Raw genomic sequence first — 24,720 nt, 5'->3', positions numbered from 1 at the left:
AGGAAAAGATGGCAAATAAAAAGCGAAGAAAGCTAACCACAAAAGAAAAACAAGTGATTACATGTGGGGTCATTTTATTAGTAGCAGTAGGCCTTTACATTTATAAATTTTATATCTATGAAGCTCCAATCAGTACCTCCAGTGATGAAACGCTTATTGTAAAAGAGGAACAAACGGGAGGGAATGGAACAGTTAGTTCTAAGGATGAAAAGGCTGCTGGAGATGCAAAAAAATCTTCGGCAGAAAAAGCCAAAGAAGTGTTTACAAATTTCTTGAAGGTGTACCCGACGTTTCAAAAAGAGCGGCCATTAGCACATATTGAAAAGGCAAAAGGTTGTTTGGAACCAGGGTTTTATCAGGCGCTCCTAGACGAACAGAAAAACAAAACAGTGGTGCCACAATACAGCAGTACAGAAGTGACCAGCATAGAAAACATGGCAACCAAGCAAGCAGATGCGGACTCTTATTATTGGAAAGCAGACGTAACAACCATTAATAAAGATGCCAATGGCAAAGAGCTATCTACGATTGTGACACAGTATGTAGCAACCATGAAAGAGCAACAGGGTAGCTGGTTGGTTATTGATTTGATGTTAGAAGGAAAGAGCGCGAAGGTTCATGAGTCGAGCAGTAAGTAAAATTGGAAATGGTATCCGGAAGGCTCGGCGTCTATGGCTGATTTTATCTTCTACCACACTATTAGTGGTTTTAGGAATCGTATTTGCTATGTTGCTAATCGTCGTTATTGTAGCGGGTAATGATAAGGCGGAACAAGTATCTGGAGAAGTTTCCGCCATTAATATCTCCCCAGAAGTAGAGCGATATCGACTCCTTGTGGAAATTGCTTGTCGAGAGAATGGTATCCCGGAATGTATCGATGTCATACTCGCGATGATCATGCAGGAGTCTGGTGGCGGTGTACCGGATGTGATGCAGTCTAGCGAATCGATGGGGATGCCGCCAAACACCATTAGTGACCCAGCTATATCGATACAAGCTGGCGTGAAATATTTCGCGGCTGGTTATAAAAGAGCGCTAGCAGAGGGCAAAAAAAGTCCGAAAGAAACAGCCATCCAAGGGTATAATTTTGGGGCTGGATTTATTCCTTTTGCCATCAAAAGTGATGGTGGATGGACGGCAGCCAATGCGGTTGAATTTGCGCGCATTCAAAGCCATGGACAGAAGCGAGTAGGCGGGAACCGAGATGGCCAATGGGCGTATGGAGATCAATTATATGTGCAGCATGTGATGGCTTACTTGCAACCAAATACAGGAGCAGGTGAAGGGACGTTGATTGGTGGTGCTGGAAGTGTCACCGTGGAAAAAGCCATTTCCACAGGTTCTACCATCGTGGGGAAATCACCTTATGTATGGGGCGGTGGACGAAGTGAATCCGATGTGCAACGTCGGCGATTTGATTGTTCTTCCTTCGTTCGGTGGTGCTATGCTGAAGCCGGAGTGGAGCTGGGACCATTAGGAAGCACCACAACCGATACGTTGGTGAAGCAAGGAAAAATGATTGCGGCGAAAGACATGAAACGTGGCGATATTGTGTTTTTTGATACGTATAAAGTAAATGGACATGTTGGCATTTATTTAGGTGATGGGAATTTTATCAATGATAATTCATCGCATGGGGTTTGGATTGACAGCATGGATAACGTGTATTGGAAGTCTGCCTTTAAAGGAGTGGTGCGCCGTATAACGGAATAACAAGAAGTGGAGGTAGATCTATGATTCCTAAGATGAAATACAAACGAACGAAGTACCAGATAGCGGCAGGAATTGTCGCTTTTTTATGTGTCTTATTACTCTCCAGTTGGTTCATTCTACCGTCAGAAAACGGGGAGAAGCATTCCAAAGTAGGCGCATCTATTGCGCTGGATAACCGGGAAGTGACATTGATTGATAGTGTCTATTTTGAAGATAAACGCCGATTAGAAATGGATTTCTATGTTGGGATCAATGACGTTACGCAGATAAAAAATATAAAGGCTACCGTTATCAAAACTGGTGATGTATCCACCAAATATCAAACGAAATTCATCAAAATTAACGAAAGCTTCTATGTGTTATTTGTACAGGACTTGCCAAAGAATTGGAAGTCTGTCCGGATAACCTTAGCACAAGAAGGAGAAGAAGATACCTTTATGGCGACGGCGAATCCGTTTTACGCCGCGCAGAAAAAGGTCGCACATGAAGCGACCTTTAAACCGAAGTCAGAAGCGTATTATGAAAGTAAGCAGATTGATTTGTTTATCCAGGATTCAGAAAAGACCATTGCTAAAAATGAGAAAGAGATCAAAAAATTACGTGCATCCAATGAAAAAATTAAGCGTGTCAATGAAGATCTCCGAGCTAATATTTCATACCAACCAAAGGATAAGCAAGAAGAAATGACAACCAATGTACAGGGAAATGAATCTACTATTGTCATGCAAATAGAGAAAACGAAGGAATTAGAAACAAGGAATCAGGAGTTACAAGAGGCCATCCAAAAAGCCAAGAACAAGCAAAAAATGCTTGATTGGCTTTAATTTTTTGCCATTTTTTGTTGTGCAATAAAGGCTGTTTTTCGCACAATTCGTTATTTTTGTGCAAAAAGGGGTCAAAAAAGCACAAAATAATGGTGCGATTTCGCTGTTTTTTTGCACAAATCCCCTTTTTTTAGGAACCGTCAGGAAACAAGTCGCACTGCGACTTCAACCATGGAATGGTTGCAGGTTCCCCTTATGCTCTTTCTTTTTTTCTCTCTTTTCCCTGTCGGTCAAAAAGAGCCTATTTTCGCTTCGCAAAAACAGGACCAAAAAAGAAACAAAAACTTTGCTTTGGAAGCCCTCCTTCGAGGTCTTCCAAAGCAAAAAGGATGAAGTGCTTTCCGTTCGTTTGGTTTCTTTGTGTGAAGGAAAGGAGGATTGCCAAATGGCTGACACAACCATTAAAGGAATACCGCAAAACACGATGGCCAAGATTCGCGATTTAGCGAAGGAAGCGAAGATGTCGCAAAACAAATACCTGGTTTCTTTACTAAACAACCACGCGATTTCACCAGAAGTTGGCCGCGTAGAAAGTCAATATCAAGAGTTATTACAGTTAGTGATTCAAGAGCTGCGCTATTCTACGCAAACGATTGAGGAGTTAACGAAGACGTTAGGAGATGATATATAATGGCACGACTTCATGTGACATTATCCGAGCCCATTAGAACGCCGTATGGTATTGCTTATTTAGAAGCACAAATGAAACGCTTTGACTGTAATGCATCCAAAGCGATTGAACATGTGTTTGAAGAACATGCAGCGCTTATGGCGGAACAAGAGAACCATGAAAGACTTATTGAAAACACATACCAACGTTTCAAAAAAGATTTGGATATTACACGTATCCGATCCGGACATTCGGATAAAAACTCACAAATTATCATCGAGCTTTTAAACACAATTATCTTCCACAATAAAATTCCCAAGTCGATACTCACGGAACAAATGCAGACGACGCCAGTTGCAGAAGCGAAGCAAGCTGTGGAATCAAGGATACAAGGATATATGGAACGGCGAGCGAGTAAAAAATATAACCAGGACACAACCCCATTGTCTACGAATGGCGGGACAACGGGAGCGACTGAATGACGTCCCCGGCGATTGTCAACGTCTCTAAATTCGTGGCTGGGAATGCGAAAAAGTTTGGAGAGTATGTGAACTATATTGATCGTGACGAAGCCGTCCGAAACACGAACTTCTCGAAGTTTAATGTGAATGCGTTTGACGGATACCATCATTATATGGAGAACCCAGAGAAATCGACAGGCTTGTTTACGGCAACGCAAACGAATCTTTCGATGGAAGAAAAGAAGCAATTAAAAAATACCTTCCAGTTAGCCCAATCGAATGATTCGATTATGTGGCAAGATGTGATTTCGTTTAACAATGCTTTCTTAGAAGAGCAGGGCATTTATCGAGCGAAGACAGGCTATTTAAACGAAGGTGTCTTACAAGAAGCCATTCGAAAAGGGATGGCAGCGACATTAAAAGCAGAGGGGATGGAAGCGTCTGGGGTATGGGCCGCGTCCATTCATTTAAACACGGATAACATTCATATCCATATTGCATTAGTAGAGCCGTATCCAACGAAACCATATAAAACATTTACGAATAAGGATGGCGAAACATACACAGCTAGAAAAGGAAGTAGACGGCAAGGCACGTTGGATTTAATGAAGAGCACCGTTGTGAATGATCTTATTTCTAGAGATAAGCAGCTCATGCACATAAGTGAATTGATCCATGACAGAATCGCGCCTTCTGATCGTAAAATCGTCCCTTTGATGACACCAGGTATGCGGCAATTAATGCATGGAGTCTATCAAGAGTTACCAGAAGATATGCGTTTATGGAAGTACAACAATCAGGCACTTACATCTGTGCGTGCCAAATTAGACGTGATAGCTACGATGTATATGGACACGTATTATCCAGAAGAGAAGGCAGCTTTAACACAGGCGCTGAATGAAGAAGTAGCGACCACTAAAATGCTGTATGGAGAAGGAACAAAAGAAAAGGGTCGGTATGAGCAGTATAAGAGCAATAAAGAAAATGAATTGTACGCCAAAATTGGAAATGGCTTACTTCGAGAGATGCGAACGATACGGAAAGAAGAGAAGCAACAATTCGAAAAAAAGCAGGGTTCGCATCGAGGGGCGTACCAACCGGGCATGCTGAATCCAGTCCAGTTAAACAAACTAAAAAAAGCATTACGCAAAGATTTTGAGAGTATCAAAAACAAAAAGAAATATCAAGAATTACAAGAGGAAATGGAGCGAGGGGAATGAGTTCATTTTTATTTTTTATAGCCATTGTTTTAGCTATTAGTCTCTGCTTGTACTGTTTGGTGAAGTTGGAACAGCATCAAGCAGATGTGGTGAAAAAATACAAAAGCGTGAAGTTGATCATCACAGCATACATCATCTATAAAGTGACCAAGCTTTTCTGTGTGATGAGCATGCAGTCGGATCCGTCGTTACTACTTTGCGTGGGGTTACTTATCGTATTAGTGCTGCTGAATATTTTATTATACAAGCAAGTTGTCCGGTTGTTTGGGAGAAGAAGCTTTCATTTCTTAGTAAAAGAGAACCTTCATATAGAAGGCGTTTTTGGTCGGTACTTTTTAGAAGCTGCCCAACTTGTTTTATTGGCTAGTGCCACGTGGATTGGTTTGAAAAAAGGACTGATGCTAACCAGTGATTTGGACACCATGGTGATGATGGACAACTTACTAACGTTGTCGATGTACATTCTTGGCCCACAATTACTTTTCGCCATTTTTTTGCGCGTGATGTTTCCAGGAAAGCTATCGATTTTTCAACTATGGGCACTCCAATTTGCGATGCTCTTTTTCTTATTAGCTATTCCAGGGTTATGGTCTATAGCAGGAGACTATCCAATGTTTTACTTTTTAGTCGCCATGTTGATACAGGAATTTATCGTGTACCGATTTGTGAGAAAGAAGGTGCTGGGTGAGGTAAACAAGTATGGCTATGATCACACGCAAAATAGTCTAAGTATTCAATGGGCCAGCGAGGAGTATCTGTCTAAACGGCAGTAAGGAGGTAGTATGATGGCTGAAACGAGGCAAAAGTGGAAAGAGGAGATGGAAGCTAAGAAGAAAGTAGCCAAGCAAGTAGATATTGTTGATTTTTGTGAGCAACAAGGTTTCGACTTGACGACGAAAAATGGCAAAGATTATTATAGTGCGGAACATAGTAGCTTATGGGTGAATCGAGAAACGAATTCATATAGCTGGTTTACCAATGGGAAAGCGGGGGACGTGATCAGCTTTGCGCAAACGTTTTTTGACAAGAGCTTTTATGAAGCGATTAACATGTTACAAGGCGAGGAATATACGAAAAGAGAACCGTCCACCTTTGTACAAAAACCAAAAGAACCATTTCGATATTTTTATAAACATGATGCCAATACACAAGCTGTAGAGGCATATTTATGTCAGGAAAGAGGTGTATCTCCCACGATTGTACAAGCACTCATAGAAAAAGGTCTCATTAGACAATCCACGTATAAAGGCGACAAGGATTGTCTTTTTGTATGGGGAAAAACAGGGAAACGGGTTGGCGTGACGATTCAAGGAACCCAGCGAAACGAGGATGAATACGGAAAGCGAGGAACAAAAAAATTAGTGGGTCGAAATTCTGAAGCCAATTATGGGTTTAATGTCTCTTTAGGCATTCCAAAGTCTTTGTATTTTTTTGAAAGTCCCGTTGATTTATTAAGTTACTGGACGTTACAGGAAGCTTCGTTGAAAGATTGCCGGCTAATCGCAATGACAGGGGTTCATGAAAAAACGGTCTGGAATATGATTGACCACACGTATAAATCTCGTGGCGTGATGCCAACGAGCATTTATTTTCCGGTGGATAATGATCGCGCTGGTCAACGTTTCGTGGATCGTTTCCGAGACATGGCGTTTGAAACAAGCGAGGGGCATGATATGACATTCTTACCATTGATTCCAGACGATTTTGTTATCCCTACTGCTAATGTAGCTGTATACCAAGCGGTGAGCGAAGCGGCGCAAGTGGATTGGAAAATGATTGCGGCTTTTCATAAAGCAGAGGCCAATTTCTCGGAAACCATGGAAGTAACAAATCACATGGACATTTCTTTGTTTTTCAGTGAAAAGCAAAAGAATGGAAAGGAAAAACCGGTATTAGATATACAAACGGCAGCACAAACATGTGCCGACAAATTACAAGCGATTCGAGAAACAAAAGGGTATCGGTTCGACAAGCTTTTTGAGGACTTTAGCACAAACGAAATAGCTTTTATTAATAAGGTCAAGCATTTTTATGCAGCGTACACGAAAGGTGATTTAACTATCAAAGACACGCTCTATAAAGATTGGAATGATACCCTTTCGAAACACACCGACATAGAGAAAGTGGCGGAAATCATGGTATACCGGAATCAAAAAGAGCAATTATTAACAGTAGAGGAAGTAGAAGTATCTAGCAAAGAGCAGGCAATTAAATTCGGGGCAACCATTCGAGACAAACAGAAAGTGCTGGGTCATTTTGAAGCGGATTCCAAAGAAGAAATGGAAAAGCTCATTAAGATTTATGGCTTTGAGGCGGTGGATAAAGAAGATATTCGGAAGTATGAACCGGAGTTGCTGAAGCATGGTCATGCCAAAGAAGAATTATTAGCAAGATAAGAGGAGGGAGCTTATGTATCGAAGTAAAGCAAGTGTCACCAGCCGACTGGTCCATCGGCTGTTAAAAGATATTATCCAAGCAACGTATGGGACGTATGAACCCCAAGTGGATAGGGAGCGCATGTTACGTTTTTGGTTAGAATTCCACGGCAAAGAAATTAAAAGCAAGCATGCTGGGTACGCATCGGATGTCAGTTGTATTAGCGTGTATAATTTTTCAAGACCAGGAGCGGCTGTTTTATTAGCATGCATTAATGCAGCGGCGCATCATGTTGATTTTGTGATGCGAAACGAGACGGCCAATGACAAAGCATTTTTTACGGTTTATCACGCATTATTGCTGGAAGCTTTTCGTATGCAGCTACTCACGCCTGAAAAAGTGATGGCCATTCATGATGTGAAAGATTTAGAACGACTGGAGAAACATTTCGGCGCTTTGGAAACATGGGAATTTGAAACGAGAGCATATCAACCGGATGTGGTGCTACTAAAATGTCGCGCTACACTGGAGAAAAAAGATTTTCTGAAGAAGGCGAAGTATCAGTTCTCCACGTTTGAAAAAGTATGGATCAAAGAAGTGAAGCGAGATCGGGTCCAGATGGAAAAAGATTATCTGAAGCGTTTTTTCAAAGAGCAGGATATGCTGGAGGTTCCCATTCATGATTTGTCATTTTATGTCGTATATTATATCTCGGTTCGCAACGGTCGTATTCACCGGGAGCAACTGAAGGATATGGGCTATCAGTATGAAGCCTACGACTTAGGTCGGTACACATGGAATAAGCAATTGGTGGCATCTAAATGGCTGGAAGAGAAAGAAAAGTTGGTGATGATGAAAGGATTAAAAATTAGAATCACAGTAAAATAAAAGTATATAAAATATATACTTTTATATAAATACGTGTTATAATAGGGTATAAGAAAAGTAGAGAGGGGATAACCCCATGGACACTTATTTATACCCCTTTTTTGTAACACAGAAAAAAACAAAAATAACCATCGTATTTCCTGATTTTCCAGACATTCAAGCGACAGCAGAACGTTTAGACGTGGTGTATGCAGCGGCAATCGAGGCGCTGTCGAAGCATCTATACACACTTTGGATGGCTAATGAGGTGTTGCCAACGCCGAGTGAATGGGAATCGCTAGTCGTCCCTTCCGGAAGCAGGCCGTTCTTAGCTAGTATAGCGCAACAAGTCGTCTTGGACACCTACGGAAGTAAGCCTGTGAAGAAGATGGTATCTATTCCTTCCTGGATGAATGTGCAAGCGGAACATGCGGGATTAAGTTTATCAAAAGTATTACAGCAAGCGTTAAAAGAACGCTTATCGAAATAAGACACGTGAAGGAGTACTCGAATGAATAAAAAGAAGACAATTGTATCGTCCATAATCGTAGCGGTTTTATTAGCCCTTGTGCTTTCTTATCAGCAGATGATCCAGCCATTACTATCGTTTATGGACGCACCAGAGGTATCGAGTGCAGACTCGGATTCAGCAACAAAAAGCAAGCCAGCAACAGAAATAACAACTGCCACGTCCATTCCAATGCCAAGCAATACGGTTCCCGTTACCTTGGATCGAGTGACAGACGGGGATACGTTATCTGTGACGTTTCCTGGAGACGCAGCAACCCATAAAGTTCGCTTATTGCTTATTGATACACCGGAAAGCGTCAAGCCTAACACACCAGTACAACCATATGCCAAAGAAGCATCTAATCGTATGAAGGAATTAGTACAAGGGAAAAAGCTTCAGCTAGAATATGATGCAGGGGGCGCTACTGATAAATATGGTCGGACATTAGCTTATGTCTATGCGGATGGGAAGCAAGTCAATGAAACGATGGTAAGAGAAGGATTTGCCCGTGTGGCTTATGTGTATAAGCCAAATACCCGTTATTTAGTAGAATTAAATGCAGCGCAAGCTTTTGCGCAAAAAGAAAAGCGCAATATCTGGTCGAAAGATGGCTATGTCACAAGTCGCGGGTTTCAAGAATAAACGAAATGAGGGATGAAAGATGAGTATTATAGGAGAAATACTGTTTCTTATTTTTACATTTGGATTGAAGTTGATCACGGGAACCGTTAGTTACGTGTATGTCCATGCGTTTCCGGCAGATGGCTGGAATTTGTTTTGGGTGGCCTTGTTTGTTGTGTTGCTGATGATGATTGTATCGGGGGCAGTCTGGCTGTACATGTCGATTAACTTCCTGGCGTTTATTGTGTACCCATTAGTATTGTTGCTGTTTGGCTTTGTCTTGGTATTTTTGGCTGGCTACGCGCTTTATCTTGGCGTCAAATATATGCTGGAGAAGTATAAGGCGAAGGGTGTGGACACGGTATGATGAATCGAGTCGTACTGGTTGGCCGTTTAACGAAAGATCCAGAGCTGCGGTATACACCAGCTGGCGTTGCGGTTGCCACTTTTACGTTAGCCGTGAATCGCAATTTTACCAATCAAGCAGGGGAAAGAGAAGCTGACTTTATTAATTGCGTGGTTTGGCGTAAACCTGCCGAGAACGTCGCTAATTTCTTGAAAAAAGGGAGTTTAGCAGGTGTAGATGGTAAAGTCCAAACGAGGCACTATGAAGGGCAAGACGGCAAGCGCGTGTATGTCACAGAAATAATGGCCGAGAGTGTCCAATTTTTAGAACCGAGAAATGCTGGCCCGTCGCATCATCAGGGTGGCCAACAAGGAAACGCAGCGAATCAAGCGCCACAGAGGCAACCACAAGGGAATAACGGTGTGCAACAACAAGCGTCAGGAACCAATCAGGATCCAATGTATTCGCGTAGTTACCCAGCCAATGCAGATCCATTTGCCGCAGATGGAAGACCGATTGATATTAAGGATGATGACTTGCCATTCTAAGAGAAACGTTTGTCATTTGGTGTTATATTTGGTATAATAAACGTGAAAAGGAAGCCATGCGCTAACATGGCTCCCAGTGCAAACACCATTTAAGATGGTGACAGCCGTATTATAGGGTTATAGAAACCACTTAGCTGCCGAGCTTAGAGTGGTTTTTATTTTTTGTCATTTTTACTGTTCAAAATGCCGACAACTAATGCTGCGAATGCAATCATTAGCGTGAGCGCTTCAAAAACAGTCATGCTTAATCCTTTCTAGGAGAAACCAAGAATAACATAGGCATCACCTGCTTTCTTTCAAAAGAAGGCTGCCACCACATCATAAACAAGCTTGCAAGGTCTAGTATAGCATAAAAAATAGATACGTATAAAGAGTTGCCGATATTAATTTCCTAGAAAAGATAAGTTTGTTAGTAAAAATAAGTTGATTAATAAAGTTATCTGTGCTATGATTGCCCTATGAAAAGGAATGGGGTTAAAAAAATGAGTGAAAAAATTGTTAATGAAATCGATATTTCCAAGATAAAATCAGTATTAGATTGTAAGTGTTTCTCTAATTATTTCATTGGGAAAAAATCAGAAATTACACCAACAACAATTGCATCATACAAAAATAAAACGGCTGATATTGCGAATATGACATTACTTTCTGGTGCTAGGCTCACTAAGTTTTATGATTCATTTATGAAATTGAACGAAATAAAACATACTAGGGTATATGTGGATGAAGTAAAAGATTGTTATGGGGTTTATGAGATTTCAGAAATTGATTTTTACGATGAAACAGGAAAACCGTTAGATTTGCGCGATCTATCGGAAACATTCATATTTAAGAATCATTTGACGCCAGATGAAATTACAAATGAGGCAATTAATGAAATGTTAGAAAAGACATTAGGAATATCAGTAGATATTGATGTCGAACATCAATAGATGGAGGCACCCCAAATAAATTGGGGTGTTTTTGACTAGTAATGGAGGTAACTCTTATGTTGACAGCTAATCAACAGCAAGCATATATAGTCGAAAAAATCCAAGTAAAACGCCAGGCGCTCAATGCAAAGTTTGCCATTCCAGCAAAGGATAAGCAATGGCGGTTGCTGGAGGAAGAAGATTTTGGCGCCGATTATGAAGCACTTCAAATGGAGTGCGATTTATGTGGGAGAATCGTGCGCTATCGGATGATTATGCAGAATGTAGAGAATCAGAGGAAATTTTTAAAACTGGCCGTGAGTGCGTCAAGAAGCTCATTGGAATGACGCTGGCAAGACAACGACATTATTTTGATGATGTGGCCAGAATGGATGCTGCTGAAAAAATGATCCACCAAGCGATGGATAATTGGAACGCAGAAATAAATCGTGGATCACAAGAGGAAGACAATGATGCAGTCAGGACGCGTAGTCCAGAGGAAATTGTTCATAAAGTTAGGGCTTTGAAGGAGCAAGCGATTGATATTATCCCAGGTTCGTTGCGCTTTATGTTGGAGGACGAATCAGGATCTAATTTTACGCAGCAGCAGCTCTATTATTTAGAAAAGACGGTTCTGAACATAGAATACGAAATGGAAAAAGAAAAGGAGCTACGAGCGCAAGAACAGCTGATAGAAAGGACGGCAATCAATCGCAGACCGGCTGCGGACGATGTAACGCTTAAAATAAAACAGATAGAAGCACAAATTGCGCGGGAAGAGCGTGAAAACAAGAAGCTATCCCCTTATGAAAAAATGTTTCATCCAGACGAAATTCTTTTTCTTAGAGAGTACCTAGTAGATTGTGGCGGTGTGGCGCATGTGTTCACTGTAGCGAAAGAAATGAACCAATTTGCACAAGAACACCTAGGTATAAAAAGAGAAGCGATACAGAGCCGTTCTGGACTGAATCAGGAGGCAGAACGCGCGATTATAGGAATGAATTTTGCGGTGGATCCGTATTGGTTAGATGGGTATCGTTTGGACAGAGTAAACATGAGAATTGTAAGGTCATAACAGGTTTGTTTGTGATAAATGGTTTAAGAATCGGCCTTTCCGGAACGGTGGTGGCGGCTGGAGTGCAGGAAAGGTCGATTCTGTTTTTTGGAGTGGGGCATTGCCAAAAAGGGTTTATCTTTGGCGATGTCACACGAGAAAAAAGCCCAGACACGAAGTCTAGGCTTTTACTGAATGTTGAGCGTGGTAATAATCTGCGATATCTGACAGTATTTCGTCAAATATCATTTCGTCGCCATACGTGTAGCTGACGCATTTTTTCCATGCATCTGTTAAAAAAGAAGCTGTAATAGCATTTTGTGGCATCAGTGCACCAAGTTCACGCATGAAGTCGGTGTTTTCAAGTAACTCATGTGCGTTTTGCTCATCATACGCCTGCTCATAGAAATGATGTTTCATAAGATTTGACGCCGTGATGGGAAGGTTTTCCCAACTTTCTTGTATGATGTCCGTAGATATCGTGTTATTTTGAATACGGGGACGAATTTGGAGGTAAGCATCATACAATAAATCGCACCCAGGTTCATAATCGACAAAAGAAAATTCGATAAAGGCATCATCATCTTGAAAAAGAGTTCTTAGCCAATCAAAGTCTATTTCCTGTGTATTTTCAGGGAATAGCCATTCGAAAAAAGTACGAACATTGGAATCAAAAGCCCACCTACCTGTCCCGTAAAAATCAAGCTTAAGGTCTTTGGGTACAGTGCTATAGTTAATTTGGTTGCAAAGTACTGCGTAATCCTGCGATAGCGTCGTGTTATAGAAAGCGTTACTTAGTTCTTTCTCCATTAATTGAATGAGCTGTATAAGCTCTTTTGGGTGTTTTGCTACCAAAGTAGCTGGGATAAAAAGAGTTCCGTGTGCATCAGATAAATTTGCCATAATTGTATCAACCTTTCTTTTCCTGTTTAATTGGTTTTTTTATTTTTCTTTTCCTGGATTAGTTCATAGCTCCACCTAGTGCGAGAAACAAGGGAATGCTGTAGTAGAAGTTTTTCAGCGTAGCGGTATGAAAAAGTTCTACGCCCCTTGTTTCTTGTGCTAGGTGGAGCTATAATCCGGTAGGAAAAGATAAATAAGTAAAAAAACCAGTTAATCAGGAATACGAGACTTGCGTAGCAAGTCTTCCCCGAAACGGCGGTGGCGGTTGGAGTGGAGGGGATTGTTTGTGGAAGCAGGTATTGCCAAACGCGGTTTTTGTTTGGCGATATCGGCTGGAAGAAACAAAAAAGCATCTGTTTATGATCTATTGCTGATCATTAGCAGATGCTTTTCTATTTTTTTGTGCTGCCTGTGAATCGCTCATTTGAGCTTTATACGCTTCTACATCGTCACGAAAATACAATCGGACTACGTGCTTCTCGGAGTCTCTAAACTCAAGCGCAGGTGCAATAAGACCGTTCCTAAGCGATTGTTGGAAAGCTCTAGTTGATTGGTCGGTTATTTTTCTAGCCGCAGTTGTTGTTAGCAAATTTTCATTCGCAAATTTAATAAATGCTTCTTTGTCCATTATTTACACCACCTTGCATTAAATATACCATAGATTAATAAAAAAATGCATCTCACTAGTGATATGTAACGGGATCGTAAAGAACTGGTAACCTAATATACATATGCATATCACTAGTGATATGCTATAATAAGAGTATAAGTTAAGTAGTAGCAACAAAAACACATGAATGGAGCGTTAAAAATGAAGTATAAAAATAAAGAGGCTCATATTTGTTTTAGTAGACATAAAAATGAGGCATTAAGGATTGACATCGTAAGTGGCGCATTGGAACGGCTAGAGACGTGCACGATAGAAACGGATGCCTACAGGAAGTATTTAGACCAAGATGGTTTATCAGAAGATGAAAATCGGAAAATCCGTGTACGTCACTTATTAAATTTGATTGCTGGTCTTGATTTGAAAAAAACAAAAGCAATCGCATTTTTGCAAGAAAACGGTATCTTAGAAACAGGCATGGCTTATCGTGAGACCGTAAATGGCAGGGATGTAGGCTACTATTATTTGACGGAAGAAGCCATTGACCAGAAAGGTGATATCGTCGATGAAGACGCCAGATATGACGATTTCTTCAGCTGGCAAGTGCGACAATATTTTAAGCTTGTAAAGGAAAACAAGGGGGATATAGAATCGACCAAAACTAGGCTAGATATAGAAAATAGGATTCAGGCTACGGGTTTCCCATTACATTATTTGAAAGAAGGAAAAAAAGAACAGGTAGTAAAGAAATTTCTCTATTTCAGAAAGCGAGTGAGGTGAGAAAATGAACGGTGTAAAAATAGCAAACTTGCCCGACCATGAAAGAATGGCAGGAGTATATGAACTTCTCGCATTGGAGGTTAAAAGTTCATTCAGAAATCTATTCCAATGGGGTAAAACATATCATACCATTGGCGCTAAGATTATTGAGCGTTTTGGAGATGGCTCTTTTATTCATTACAATATGTGTCTGACGGTTTATGAAGACGGGGATAGGGACTACATTGATTTTAGCAAAACGCGCTTTTATCCGCATTTGACAGGACGAGTATATTTGACGGAGGAACAGAGAGGAGAATCAACTTGGAAGCTAGAATAACATACGATACAGAAGAATTTGAAATTTGTAATAGCAACATGGAATACCAGAGGGAAGCGATGCTTTCTCTGGTTCCGGCGTGCTGTGGTTCTAAGGGTGATACAAATCATGGAGAGAATATGACACCTAATGCAATGGAAAATCACATCGTATTTTTAAGAGGAGGTGTTTACTTTTGGTGAATGTGAGCGAGGTCCATGTTTGTTTTAGTCAATATGATAATGATTCTTTGCGTATCGACATGGTAAATGCGGTATTTGATGTTCTGGAAGAATGCACGGTAGAGACAGATTCTATAGATGATTTTGAGGAAGTGAAGGGTTTTTCTGAAAAAAAGAACGATAGAATTCGTGGCATGCATCGTAACAACCTGATAGTTGCAATTAAGGCAGATTCAGAAGAGGTCCTGCAGTTGCTACGGTGTCGAGATATCATTCAAGCATTGCCGTTATATCTCGAGAAAAAAGGAAAAACAATACTTGCTTATTATGAACTCACGAATCATGCTATCGACCAGAAGTGCGAAATCATAGACGATGAAGCTTACATAAGAATTTACTCGGACGAAATGAAGGAACACTTTCAAGGTCTGCCATACAATGATTTTATTTATAAGGTGAGGACTGGTAAGACACAATTTGCGGCTATCCACTATGACGGGGCTACTTCAAGATTTGACTATGGGGAGGTCTTAGCAACCACTATAAAAGAGGTTAGAGATTACTTAGCTAGTCCAGAACATGACTTTCAGTATACTTTTCGCGGGACTGCAGAACAAGTATATGAAAAATTATTTCAACTCCGGAGACGAGTTGAACCAAAAAGGAGCTAATAAAAATGAAAAAATTCGAACTATGTATAACGGTTGTCATCGGTACTATTGTTGCGGCACTTCTTCTTTATTTACTAAATCTGGACCCATCTAGGTTGAATTACTATTTTGGAGGCTTTGGTCTCCTTACTATATTTTTATATCTTGTAGGCTCGATTATTTCATATATAAGAGCAAAGCGACGGAAGGCCTAAATTCGATAGGGCTAAGCAAATAAGGACGAGGTGATTCTATGAAAAGAAAACAAGGTTTAATTGTAGATAATTTTGCTGGCGGTGGCGGTGCGAGTACGGGAATAGAGCAAGCATTAGGTAGACCGGTAGACATCGCTATTAACCACGACGTGAAGGCGATTGAGATGCATCAAATGAATCATCCGGAGACTACCCATTACTGTGAGAGTGTATGGGATATAGATCCGGCAGTTGTAACTGGAGGGAATAAGGTGGACGTTTTATGGGCATCTCCCGACTGCAAGCACTTTTCAAAAGCGAAAGGTGCCGTACCCGTTAAAAAAGAAATTCGTGGGTTGGCGTGGGTCGTTTTGAAATGGGCTTTACACGCGCCACCGAATATCTTATTTTTGGAGAATGTAGAAGAGTTTCGGACGTGGGGACCCGTCAAAAACGGAAAGATTGATAAGGAGAAAAAAGGCGTCATCTACCATTCTTTTAAGAAAATGCTATCGGTCGGGGTGAATCGGAATGACCTGGGCTTTCGGCAATGTTGTAAAGCTTTGAATATCAAAACAAACAGTTTTCTTGCGGATCGTTTGGTGAAGGGACTGGGATACGCTGTAGAGGACCAAGTCGTTACAGCCAGTGATTATGGAGCGCCGACAAAGCGTAAACGGCTGTTTTTAATAGCTAGGAAGGACAACAGGCCAATTATATGGCCGGAGCCAACGCATGGTGATCCAGAGTCGGCAGAGGTGAAGATGGGTGTTTTAAAACCGTGGCGAACAGCTGCCGAAATTATTGATTGGACTGATTTAGGAAAATCTATTTTTAATCGCGAGCGGCCGTTAGCAGAAAATACGATGCGCCGGATTGCTCGAGGCATTCAAAAATTCGTACTGGATAATCCGAAGCCGTTTATTCTGAATCAGCAGATTGCACCGACATTGCTTGTAAACACGACTGGACACTCGGGATCAGCAGTGAACGCGCCACTAAGCACAATCACAACGGGAGGACATCATGCGCTCATTAGCCCATATTTAGCGCGAATTGGCCAAACGGGATTTGGAAAGGATAGATTATCGTATCCTGTAGATAAACCTTTAACGACCATCACAACAAAAGCAGAACACTTATTAGTAGCGCCGGTCATGGTGCAGATGGGTTACGGAGATGCTGAAGGCAGGCGTGTTTTAGATTTATTTAAACCACTAGGAACAATCACGAGTGGCGGTAATAAATTTGCTATGGGTGCGGCGTTTTTGGCGAAACATTATGGCGGTTTTTATAAGGCTGGAGGTCAAGTGGTCGATGCCCCAATAGGTACTATAACAACTGTTGATCACCATTCGTTGCTTTATACAGATTTGGAAAAGGTGAACAGCGAACTCGTTTCTGATGATAACAGCGATCAAGTATACGCGTTTCTTATGAAATATTATGGAGCCGATGTTGGCCAATCGTTAGATATGCCGCTACATACGGTAACCGGAAAAGCGAGGTTTGCTCTGATAACTATTGAAGGAACCATTTACCGAATCGTTGATATTAAAATGCGCATGCTTCAGCCGAAAGAATTATTCGCAGCGCAAGGGTTTCCAAAGGAGTATGTGATTGATAGGGATGCGTACGGGAAGAAAATTTCAAAGGCGGAGCAAATTGCGAAATGTGGTAATTCTGTATCACCGTACCCAGCAGAAGCTATTGTTAGAGCTAATTGCTCAGATATTGCTATACCAGGACGAATAAATTATCAAGATTCGTTATTCCCACCAGTGGAACGAATCGGATAACTGCAGCGGTTGAACGAAAAATATAGAGTCTGAATTTTCAATCAAAGGAGAGGTTAAGATGCAAGAAAAGGAATTGTACGAGCCAGTCAGGAATTGGCTTTATCAGCAAGTAGGCTGTGAAGATGTGTATGCAGAAGTTTGGGATGTCGATGTATTCGGCACCCATGGCGCTTGTAATGTGGTTGTGGAGTTAAAAACGAGTCTATCTTTTAAACTGCTGGATCAAGCCGTGGATCGTGTGAAAGCAGGTGTCGGTCATTACGTCTATATTGCGATTCCAGCAACGACAGCACGTGGTGGAGGGGAAACTCGATTTCGTGGTGTGGTAAGGGAGATAATCACACGTTACGGCATTGGGATTTTGACAGTAGATGTACCATCAGGAACAGCTCATGTCCTACGTCCAGCAAAATTTAATCGGAATGCTGTAACGCGTCGCAAGCGTGGTTTGAGGTCTATTCGCGAAGGCATTGAGGTTTTTAGTAAAGATCAAATTGGCGGGTCCAAGGGTGGGGAAACGATGACGAGCTATAAATACACCATCAACAGTATCAAAAAATGCTTACGTGAAGAATCACGATGGCATGCATGTAACAATGATGGCTGGATGACTGTGGATCAAATTTTAGAAGTGTGTGAAACGCACTATGCGAAGCCGAGAACGTCGGTGATGCAGATACTCCGGTTTGATGCCAATCAAATCTGGTGTGAAAGCAAAAAAGTGGGTCGCACATGCTATTTTAGATACAAGACTACTTTGTCGTCCATTGATGAAATGCAACGGGAACGGGGCGCCAGACGGGAGATATAGCTTATGAAAATGAGGATGAGGTGATTGGAATGAAGCGTATATTAAATTATCCAGGTAGCAAATGGAGTATGGCGAAGTGGATTATTGATCATATGCCGAGACATGAAGTGTATTTGGAACCGTATTTTGGTTCTGGAGCTGTTTTTTTTTTACAAGGAGAGAGCGAAAATCGAAACGATTAACGATATTGATTCGAGAATAGTCAACTTATTTCAAATCATTAGGGACAATCCAGAAGCACTTTGTCGGGCCATCGATTTTACTTTATTATCTCGAGAAGAGCACCAACTTTCATTCATTGATGAAGGGGATTCGGTGGAGCGAGCGCGTCGTTTTCTCGTCCGATGTTGGCAATCTATAGGTGCGAAAACGGCAGATAGAACGGGTTGGCGCTCCAGTATAGATCCGAAGGGGTCGAAATATCAAGAGTGGAGCACACTATCACAGCGGATAAGCCCGATTACTGAACAGCTAAAAAATGCACAGATAGAGCATCAACCGGCGTGTGATGTCATTCAACGCTACAATCGGGACAATGTACTGATTTATGCAGACCCACCATATCCGTTAGAAACGCGTACGAAACGGCACTATGCGAACGAAATGAGCACGCAAGATCATCAAGATTTACTAGAAGTGTTGTGTGATCATAACGGGCCGGTTATCGTGTCAAGTTATGATAATGCGCTTTACAACCGTATGTTGAAGGGTTGGCAGAAAGAATCCCTGGTCGTGACGGCGGAACGTGGGGCGAAAAAAAGAGAAACGATTTATATTAATCCGGCAGCTGCGACGTATACTAATCAACTCACTTTGTTTGATGATGAAATGCAGCTAGAACGAGGCATCCGACAAAAGATTTAATCTATGAAAAAGAGGAGAATTCTATTGAAAAAAATACTCATTACGATAGGTATTATTATTCTAAGCGCAACCATAGCATATTATAAGGGGGATTTGATTCCAAAATCTGATGAAAAAGCGGAGCCAAGAATCTATACTGATCAGCAGATAGAGTTAGCAAGTTTAGTGTCTGATTCCAAAAATCAAGTAGTCATCGTGAACAATAACAAACCAGATTTTACGGCAACGGATTTAACATTGGAAAAAGGAACATGGCAAACATTTTCTAACTTGGATGATTTAAACCGGGTTGGTGTTGCTAACGCGATGTTGAGTCGAGAGCTTATGCCAAGAGAGGAAAGAGAGCCGTTACATGTCGATCCAACCGGATGGAAAAATAAAAAATTAGCATCCGGATGGCTCTATAATAGATCGCATCTCATCGGTTTTCAGTTGACCGGTGAAAACAACAATCTCAAAAATTTAATGACTGGCACACGTAGTTTCAATACGCCTGGTATGCTGACATATGAAAATAAAATAGCAACTTATCTTCGGACAACGAAAAATCATGTCAGGTACCAAGTAAGGCCAGTTTTTAAAGGGAGTGAGCTGGTTGCTCGAGGCGTGCAGATGCAGGCGAAAAGCATTGAGGATAATCAAATTTCGTTTAATGTGTATGTGTTTAATGTAGAAGGCGGTGTGACAATCAATTATCAAGATGGCAGTTCCAGAATAGTAAAATAGCAAGGAGAAATGTACATGACTATTCATTCGATTGAAATAGCAGAGGAAGAAAGTGAAGCAATCTTAGAACGAAGAAGGAAAGCAATCGCGCTACAAACGACGTGCGAGTACTTTCCTGGAGATATACTAGCACTACATTATACTTTTTCGGATATTTTCTTTACACATACAACGGTTATCGTGACAGATGTGGAAGTTCTTGAGCGAGTGGGGTACGTTATTTTATCAATAGAAAAGCATTGTTGCGACTACTGTCGAGAAGAGTTAAGTGCTTATTTAACTGTAGTAAGCGGGAGAGATCATTACCATAAATCTTGCTTAGAGAATTTGATACAAAAACGAATCGTTCGGAAGAAAGAACCTACCCTTCATGTGAAGGTGTGTAGCTGTCGCAGGCGTTTTATTGCCAAGAGTGGAACAACGTACGGAAAGGCATATTGCAAAGACTGTGCTTTCGAGTGGGAAATGGACGATTATTATGTAGGCTCACCAGATGAGTTGAGAGATCGTCATAATTCATAGGAATCATAAAGGAGAGAGGTAATATGTTGATTATTGAAGTGAAAGACGTTGTTTGTGACTATGGCGTTTACGTGGATGGAGTACTTAGTGAACACCTGATTTTTAATAAACGTAGTAACGCTGAAGCGGTAGCAGAAATTATGCGAAATGATAGTCTGCATGGCATGGAGTCATTACTAAACAACGCATGGAGAAGAAATGAAATCGAAAAGGAGCGAACAAAAAATCCAAAGTTAATAACGGATGCAGGAGATAAATTATTCTATGGCACTATGTACGGAGAAGATGAAGAAGCTATTCAATTTCACATTGCTCCTTGGACGTACGAACAAGTACTCCAGCTGGAGGGGATTATCGAGGATATGCAGAAAGAATTATCCGTACTTAAAAATCAAGATAAAAATGGAGGGAAGTAAAATGGTGAAAGTTTTAAAAGTTGTAAAAAAACCGTTGGAAGCTAAAGCGATGCAATGGAATGAGAACGAGGAAGACTTACTCGATTTTTGCGGGTCACAAGCAATGTTTGACAAATGGTTTCATTTTGAAGGAGAAAAATTCTTTGTTGATACTTTAGAAGGAGCTATTCATACTACACCAGGTTCTTATATCATTTTTGGCAATCATGGCGAATATTGGTCCATAAAAGAAGATATATTTCATTCAACATATAGCATTATACCGGAACAGCTGCGAGACAATAATTTTCAGGATCGCGGTTTCGAACCACGCTAACGTAACTTCATTTAAAGGGGGAAGTGATTGGTATGGAAGTAATCAACAATTTGAAAGAGTTGGAAACAAAAATGGAGAACAATAGTTATGTTTATACAAAGCCGCGTTTGGATCAGCGAAATATTTTGCTGCACCTACTGCATCAAGGGTGCATTTTTGTGGATGTTGTTGATTGGAAGGAACGTAGGTTATTTTTAATTAGTGCAGCTGGAAATCAAATTTGTTATTTAGACAAAAAAAGAAGAGGTAGTAAATAGAGTACAACACCACAAGGCGTTAATGAGTGGGTAAAATGCATCGGCGGAGGATATAGATTTCCGTAGGGTAGCGAGCGGTATGTATTAGATGTTTATTCCCAACCAAATTTGAAAAAATGATTCCGTAATTTTGAATAATCAATGAAAATACAGAAAAGCCTGCAGTAAAAACGTACTGCGGGCTTTTCATTTCACCATTTAGTAGGTGGAGAGATAGTGCACAACACCATGCATGGTTTTTCAGAGAACACTATCTCCAAACTACATTATAGAGAGAAAGTGAGCGATTGTAAATGGTGAAAAAAATAGAGAATTTAGTAAACACGATTTGGAATGAAGATTGTCTGGAGGGAATGTTACGGATTCCTGATGCATCTGTGGATTTTATATTATGTGATCTGCCGTATGGGATAACAAACCACAGCTGGGATACGATTATTCCATTTGAGCCTTTGTGGGAGCAATACAACCGAATTATTAAGCCAGATGGTGCCGTTGCGTTGACTGCGAATCAGTCGTTTACGCACAAAGTCATCGCGTCTCAACCGGATTTATTCCGTTATAAGTGGATTTGGGAAAAGAATCGGATTGGGAACTTTATTAATGCTAAGCAGCGCCCCATGTCAGCTTTTGAGGAAATCTTAATGTTTTCCAGAGGCGGAACCAGCCCAGGATCAAAAATACCAATGCGCTACTACCCACAGTGGCTAGTAAGAGCAAAAAGTCCAACTGTATTAAAGAAGGAAGCAAGTCAGTTTGGAGAGCTTAAAGGAAGTAAATCCGTAGAAGAAATGGATTTTTTCACGAACTACCCTAATGATATCCTTCGGGTGCCGTATGAACTTGATAACACGCATCCTACTCAAAAGCCAGTTGCTTTGTTTAAATACTTGATTGAGACTTACACGCAGCCAGGGCAGGTTGTGCTGGATAATTGTATGGGGTCAGGAACAACTGCTATTGCATGCATAGATTCGCAACGGCAGTTTATAGGGTTTGAAAAAGATTTTCGTTTTTGGCGTATGGCCAATCAAAGAATTGACAGGAACACAACGCAAATGAGTCTATTCTAAAATGAAACAGATGCATGAAAAAAGCGCTTTTAAGCAAAAGAATGGTATAATCTAGATAGTATTATGGATAATGAAGATTAGAGGAGATGATTAGTATGGACTATCCAATAGCGATAGATAAAGAAGCACTATATTTATATGATACAATCCAGTATCCAATAAAATTTTGTCGTGCTGCCAGCGTAAATGGAACAGTTGTAGAGTACAGGTATCATATTTTTAAATCTGTCGATAGCGATAAGCGTTACATCATTATTATGGAAAATAAGGAATGTTGGGCAGCGACGAATTGGTTGGATTCTGATTTAGCCTTGTTTAGATTTTATTTGGATGATAAATATAAAGATTTACCTGTTTATGCGGATTTAAGCAGTAATGAATCCGATTATTTTTTTGCTGGAGCATAAAAGAAAAGCATGAGAGTGCTTGTAGCTTAACTATAAATATAGAGAGTAGTGATAACATGATGTCCTTGCATAAACGATGTGTAGCGAATATGGATAAAATAGGTACCGTGCCTGATTTCAGTAAACGTAGGAAAGACTATGAAATATATATAATTTTTAATACAATTTCGAAGAAGTACACAGTCGGATATCGGATTTTAGAACCATTTGGAGAACTTACACCATCTGATAAAGCGGAAACCCCATACGATCTCACTGCAACTGGGCTTACTCAAGCGGTAAAAGATTATAAGCAATATGAGGATCTTATTGATAAAAATAAACAGTAAGTGCTTCTGATCTGCTATTTTTGGATTTAAGTGGCACACATTTGCTAATGTAAATGGCGTTTAACGAATTTTATGGTCATAGCTAGGAATCCTTAATTGAAAGTGCGAGTAGCACTAATGTTTTATTCGGTGTCAAAACTTATAAGTTTTGACACTTCTTTTAATGTGTAGACTTTAATAGGTTGGGAGAGGTGCCATAACTCATCGTCATAAATATTTTTATTGTTACTTGAGTAATATTATTTGATTCAACGCATTTTTAATGTTACTATAGTAATATAAGGGGCGTGGTAGTGATGTTAAATGTCACAGAGGCTTTAGAGATATTGAAAAAGGAACAGATCACATCAAGTGTACAAGTTTTCCGACGTTGGTTACGAGCAGGGAAAGTTCCAGGTGCCTATCAGAATACGCTCAAAGAAGGATGGCAAATACCTGAAGAGGGACTACAAGATTTTATTGTTACTCAAAGTAACGAAAAGTATAAAGCAAGCTATGACAGGGGATATGCGGATGCCATGCAGGTGATTGATGAGAGGGATAAGGAACTATTGTGGAGAGGCATCTACGAACATTATTGTAGTGTCAAACGCTCGGAAGTGAGAGAAAGAATAAAAAGCCACTTCCGTGATAGCAAGCCTTTTTTAGTGATGTCAGATCGACTCTTCTTTCAACAAGATAGGAAAACCCCAAAATCAAGTATAGATATTGACATGCTTGGAAGCTTCTTTCGAATGAACGGTACAATTTATCGTTTAGATCAACTCGGAAACGAGGGGTATAGCATGGATACAAGACTGGTCGATTTCATGATGAATATTGTAGGCGAGGCTGTAGCCATTGAACGAGATGAGTTACTAGAGACGTATAAGACGATGCAAAGTGACTATCATTGGGATGATGATGCGGTGAAGCAAATTACAACAAGCGACAACAAGACCGGGGCTAAGATAATATGGAAAGTTTCTAAAACAAGAACGTTGACAGATGCGTCGCATTTGTATAGAAAATTAGTCGCTTTAAAAGAACAGATGGAACTCATGAGTATTTGGAAATAATTTTATTGTTACTGCGAGTAATAATAAAAATGGCTATGAAAAATAAGTTAACTATGAGTATTACAAAATGGTGCCAAAATTCATAAAAAATGCTTTTACTAGACTTGGTGAAGGGTATTTTCAGTGTATGTAGATTTTTTGTATAAAGAGAGAGATAACACTAAAAGGGATTGTAAAAGTGTAATCTTGAAAAAACATGAAGTCATGTACTGTTCGGTAATCATTGGATAAAATAGAAGGTGATCTAATAGACTTTTAACATGAAAAAACAAGTAAAGTGATAACAATTAGTGTAGTGCCTGATAATACGTAATTTTAAAAGGTATAAAGGATAATATATGGGATGAAAGCACGGCAATAGTTCTCCCATATTTACATATATAAGAAAAAATCTATTGCTTCAGCATCTATAATATGCTACATTTTAGTTTAGTTTTATTGTTAGTAGCTACTAGCAAGGAGCACA

General features: G+C 40.4%; 33 protein-coding genes and 1 pseudogene. 31 read left to right on the top strand and 3 right to left on the bottom strand.

Features of this window, described 5'->3' with window-relative positions; translation table 11 throughout:
• Nucleotides 1-8: 8 nt before the first annotated feature.
• The 13 genes from EP58_RS07465 (at nucleotide 9) to ssb (ending at nucleotide 10,097) form a co-directional block, all read left to right on the top strand.
• Nucleotides 9-638: a hypothetical protein gene (locus EP58_RS07465; protein ID WP_036091955.1), complete on the top strand. Its 630-nt coding sequence runs from the start codon at nucleotides 9-11 to the stop codon at nucleotides 636-638.
• Nucleotides 619-1,713 (top strand): bifunctional lytic transglycosylase/C40 family peptidase, encoded by a 1,095-nt coding sequence (locus tag EP58_RS17790; protein ID WP_149028264.1) that lies wholly within the window; start codon nucleotides 619-621, stop codon nucleotides 1,711-1,713. The genes EP58_RS07465 and EP58_RS17790 overlap by 20 nt, the downstream gene beginning before the upstream one ends.
• 20 nt (nucleotides 1,714-1,733) lie before the next feature.
• Entirely contained in the window at nucleotides 1,734-2,537 is an 804-nt protein-coding gene (locus EP58_RS07455) for a hypothetical protein (RefSeq protein WP_036091952.1), read from the top strand.
• Between the two features lie 385 nt (nucleotides 2,538-2,922).
• Entirely contained in the window at nucleotides 2,923-3,168 is a 246-nt protein-coding gene (locus EP58_RS07450) for a hypothetical protein (protein WP_036091950.1), read from the top strand.
• Nucleotides 3,168-3,629, top strand: coding sequence for a hypothetical protein (locus EP58_RS07445; RefSeq protein WP_036091940.1), 462 nt, complete (start codon nucleotides 3,168-3,170; stop codon nucleotides 3,627-3,629). The genes EP58_RS07450 and EP58_RS07445 overlap by 1 nt, the downstream gene beginning before the upstream one ends.
• Complete coding sequence (gene mobP2 / locus EP58_RS07440; protein ID WP_036091936.1) at nucleotides 3,626-4,828, top strand: MobP2 family relaxase; 1,203 nt, start codon at nucleotides 3,626-3,628, stop codon at nucleotides 4,826-4,828. The genes EP58_RS07445 and mobP2 overlap by 4 nt, the downstream gene beginning before the upstream one ends.
• Nucleotides 4,825-5,601 carry a hypothetical protein gene (locus tag EP58_RS07435; protein ID WP_036091932.1) on the top strand — a complete coding sequence of 259 codons (777 nt, stop codon included), beginning with the start codon at nucleotides 4,825-4,827 and terminating at the stop codon, nucleotides 5,599-5,601. Before mobP2 ends, EP58_RS07435 begins: the two co-directional genes overlap by 4 nt.
• 12 nt (nucleotides 5,602-5,613) lie before the next feature.
• Nucleotides 5,614-7,224, top strand: a complete 1,611-nt coding sequence (locus EP58_RS07430; protein WP_036091930.1) for a toprim domain-containing protein — start codon at nucleotides 5,614-5,616, stop codon at nucleotides 7,222-7,224.
• A gap of 13 nt (nucleotides 7,225-7,237) precedes the next feature.
• On the top strand, nucleotides 7,238-8,092 hold the full coding sequence (locus EP58_RS07425; RefSeq protein WP_036091929.1) for a hypothetical protein: 855 nt from the start codon (nucleotides 7,238-7,240) through the stop codon (nucleotides 8,090-8,092).
• Nucleotides 8,093-8,168: 76 nt separating this feature from the next.
• A complete protein-coding gene (locus EP58_RS07420; RefSeq protein ID WP_052171395.1) occupies nucleotides 8,169-8,561 on the top strand; it encodes a type II toxin-antitoxin system HicB family antitoxin in 393 nt (130 codons plus the stop codon).
• Between the two features lie 21 nt (nucleotides 8,562-8,582).
• Entirely contained in the window at nucleotides 8,583-9,224 is a 642-nt protein-coding gene (locus EP58_RS07415) for a thermonuclease family protein (protein WP_052171394.1), read from the top strand.
• Between the two features lie 19 nt (nucleotides 9,225-9,243).
• Nucleotides 9,244-9,570: a hypothetical protein gene (locus tag EP58_RS07410; RefSeq protein ID WP_036091927.1), complete on the top strand. Its 327-nt coding sequence runs from the start codon at nucleotides 9,244-9,246 to the stop codon at nucleotides 9,568-9,570.
• Nucleotides 9,567-10,097: a single-stranded DNA-binding protein gene (gene ssb / locus EP58_RS07405; protein ID WP_036091924.1), complete on the top strand. Its 531-nt coding sequence runs from the start codon at nucleotides 9,567-9,569 to the stop codon at nucleotides 10,095-10,097. Before EP58_RS07410 ends, ssb begins: the two co-directional genes overlap by 4 nt.
• A gap of 155 nt (nucleotides 10,098-10,252) precedes the next feature.
• On the opposite strand, the gene EP58_RS17675 is transcribed toward ssb, so the two are convergent.
• Nucleotides 10,253-10,312, bottom strand: a complete 60-nt coding sequence (locus tag EP58_RS17675) for a hypothetical protein (RefSeq protein WP_241481005.1) — start codon at nucleotides 10,310-10,312, stop codon at nucleotides 10,253-10,255.
• Between the two features lie 267 nt (nucleotides 10,313-10,579).
• Between EP58_RS17675 and EP58_RS07400 the strand changes: the two genes are divergently transcribed.
• The 3 genes from EP58_RS07400 to EP58_RS07390 are packed head-to-tail and all read left to right on the top strand — an operon-like array spanning nucleotide 10,580 to nucleotide 12,083.
• Entirely contained in the window at nucleotides 10,580-11,029 is a 450-nt protein-coding gene (locus EP58_RS07400; protein WP_036091922.1) for a hypothetical protein, read from the top strand.
• A 56-nt stretch (nucleotides 11,030-11,085) separates the two neighbouring features.
• Complete coding sequence (locus EP58_RS07395; protein ID WP_036091919.1) at nucleotides 11,086-11,355, top strand: hypothetical protein; 270 nt, start codon at nucleotides 11,086-11,088, stop codon at nucleotides 11,353-11,355.
• Complete coding sequence (locus EP58_RS07390) at nucleotides 11,352-12,083, top strand: hypothetical protein (protein WP_036091916.1); 732 nt, start codon at nucleotides 11,352-11,354, stop codon at nucleotides 12,081-12,083. Before EP58_RS07395 ends, EP58_RS07390 begins: the two co-directional genes overlap by 4 nt.
• A gap of 159 nt (nucleotides 12,084-12,242) precedes the next feature.
• Here the strand turns inward: EP58_RS07390 and EP58_RS07385 are convergent, their stop codons facing one another.
• Together EP58_RS07385 and EP58_RS07380 are read right to left on the bottom strand one after the other, a co-directional pair.
• Nucleotides 12,243-12,965, bottom strand: a complete 723-nt coding sequence (locus tag EP58_RS07385) for a hypothetical protein (protein ID WP_036091914.1) — start codon at nucleotides 12,963-12,965, stop codon at nucleotides 12,243-12,245.
• Nucleotides 12,966-13,329: 364 nt separating this feature from the next.
• Entirely contained in the window at nucleotides 13,330-13,593 is a 264-nt protein-coding gene (locus EP58_RS07380) for a hypothetical protein (protein ID WP_036091911.1), read from the bottom strand.
• 183 nt (nucleotides 13,594-13,776) lie between these two features.
• Between EP58_RS07380 and EP58_RS07375 the strand changes: the two genes are divergently transcribed.
• From EP58_RS07375 to EP58_RS07295, 15 genes and pseudogenes are all read left to right on the top strand, one after another.
• A complete protein-coding gene (locus EP58_RS07375) occupies nucleotides 13,777-14,352 on the top strand; it encodes a hypothetical protein (RefSeq protein WP_036091908.1) in 576 nt (191 codons plus the stop codon).
• Between the two features lie 4 nt (nucleotides 14,353-14,356).
• A complete protein-coding gene (locus tag EP58_RS07370; RefSeq protein ID WP_036091905.1) occupies nucleotides 14,357-14,671 on the top strand; it encodes a hypothetical protein in 315 nt (104 codons plus the stop codon).
• Nucleotides 14,672-14,846: 175 nt separating this feature from the next.
• A complete protein-coding gene (locus EP58_RS07360) occupies nucleotides 14,847-15,503 on the top strand; it encodes a hypothetical protein (protein WP_036091895.1) in 657 nt (218 codons plus the stop codon).
• 232 nt (nucleotides 15,504-15,735) lie between these two features.
• A complete protein-coding gene (locus EP58_RS07350; protein ID WP_052171393.1) occupies nucleotides 15,736-17,475 on the top strand; it encodes a DNA cytosine methyltransferase in 1,740 nt (579 codons plus the stop codon).
• A gap of 58 nt (nucleotides 17,476-17,533) precedes the next feature.
• Nucleotides 17,534-18,286: a hypothetical protein gene (locus tag EP58_RS07345; protein ID WP_052171392.1), complete on the top strand. Its 753-nt coding sequence runs from the start codon at nucleotides 17,534-17,536 to the stop codon at nucleotides 18,284-18,286.
• Between the two features lie 29 nt (nucleotides 18,287-18,315).
• Nucleotides 18,316-19,150: pseudogene (locus tag EP58_RS07340) on the top strand (DNA adenine methylase).
• A 24-nt stretch (nucleotides 19,151-19,174) separates the two neighbouring features.
• Nucleotides 19,175-19,876: a DNA/RNA non-specific endonuclease gene (locus EP58_RS07335; protein ID WP_241481003.1), complete on the top strand. Its 702-nt coding sequence runs from the start codon at nucleotides 19,175-19,177 to the stop codon at nucleotides 19,874-19,876.
• A 15-nt stretch (nucleotides 19,877-19,891) separates the two neighbouring features.
• Nucleotides 19,892-20,398 (top strand): hypothetical protein, encoded by a 507-nt coding sequence (locus tag EP58_RS07330; protein ID WP_036091887.1) that lies wholly within the window; start codon nucleotides 19,892-19,894, stop codon nucleotides 20,396-20,398.
• Between the two features lie 23 nt (nucleotides 20,399-20,421).
• Entirely contained in the window at nucleotides 20,422-20,814 is a 393-nt protein-coding gene (locus tag EP58_RS07325) for a hypothetical protein (RefSeq protein WP_036091886.1), read from the top strand.
• Nucleotide 20,815: 1 nt separating this feature from the next.
• The gene (locus EP58_RS07320; RefSeq protein ID WP_036091884.1) at nucleotides 20,816-21,130 is read left to right on the top strand and encodes a hypothetical protein; all 315 of its coding nucleotides are present in this window, start codon (nucleotides 20,816-20,818) and stop codon (nucleotides 21,128-21,130) included.
• Between the two features lie 32 nt (nucleotides 21,131-21,162).
• On the top strand, nucleotides 21,163-21,387 hold the full coding sequence (locus EP58_RS07315) for a hypothetical protein (RefSeq protein WP_036091882.1): 225 nt from the start codon (nucleotides 21,163-21,165) through the stop codon (nucleotides 21,385-21,387).
• Between the two features lie 293 nt (nucleotides 21,388-21,680).
• Nucleotides 21,681-22,460 carry a DNA-methyltransferase gene (locus tag EP58_RS07310; RefSeq protein ID WP_206539785.1) on the top strand — a complete coding sequence of 260 codons (780 nt, stop codon included), beginning with the start codon at nucleotides 21,681-21,683 and terminating at the stop codon, nucleotides 22,458-22,460.
• A 95-nt stretch (nucleotides 22,461-22,555) separates the two neighbouring features.
• Complete coding sequence (locus tag EP58_RS07305; RefSeq protein WP_036091880.1) at nucleotides 22,556-22,867, top strand: hypothetical protein; 312 nt, start codon at nucleotides 22,556-22,558, stop codon at nucleotides 22,865-22,867.
• Between the two features lie 56 nt (nucleotides 22,868-22,923).
• Entirely contained in the window at nucleotides 22,924-23,196 is a 273-nt protein-coding gene (locus EP58_RS07300) for a hypothetical protein (protein ID WP_036091878.1), read from the top strand.
• A 296-nt stretch (nucleotides 23,197-23,492) separates the two neighbouring features.
• A complete protein-coding gene (locus tag EP58_RS07295) occupies nucleotides 23,493-24,254 on the top strand; it encodes a hypothetical protein (RefSeq protein WP_036091875.1) in 762 nt (253 codons plus the stop codon).
• Nucleotides 24,255-24,720: the final 466 nt, after the last annotated feature.

It is taken from the genome of Paenilisteria newyorkensis (assembly GCF_000766145.1).
In the GTDB taxonomy this organism is placed as follows: Bacteria; Bacillota; Bacilli; order Lactobacillales; family Listeriaceae; genus Listeria_A; species Listeria_A newyorkensis.
The sequence above is the reverse complement of the archived record's forward strand: the minus strand, read 5'-3'. Positions and strand labels throughout refer to the sequence as shown.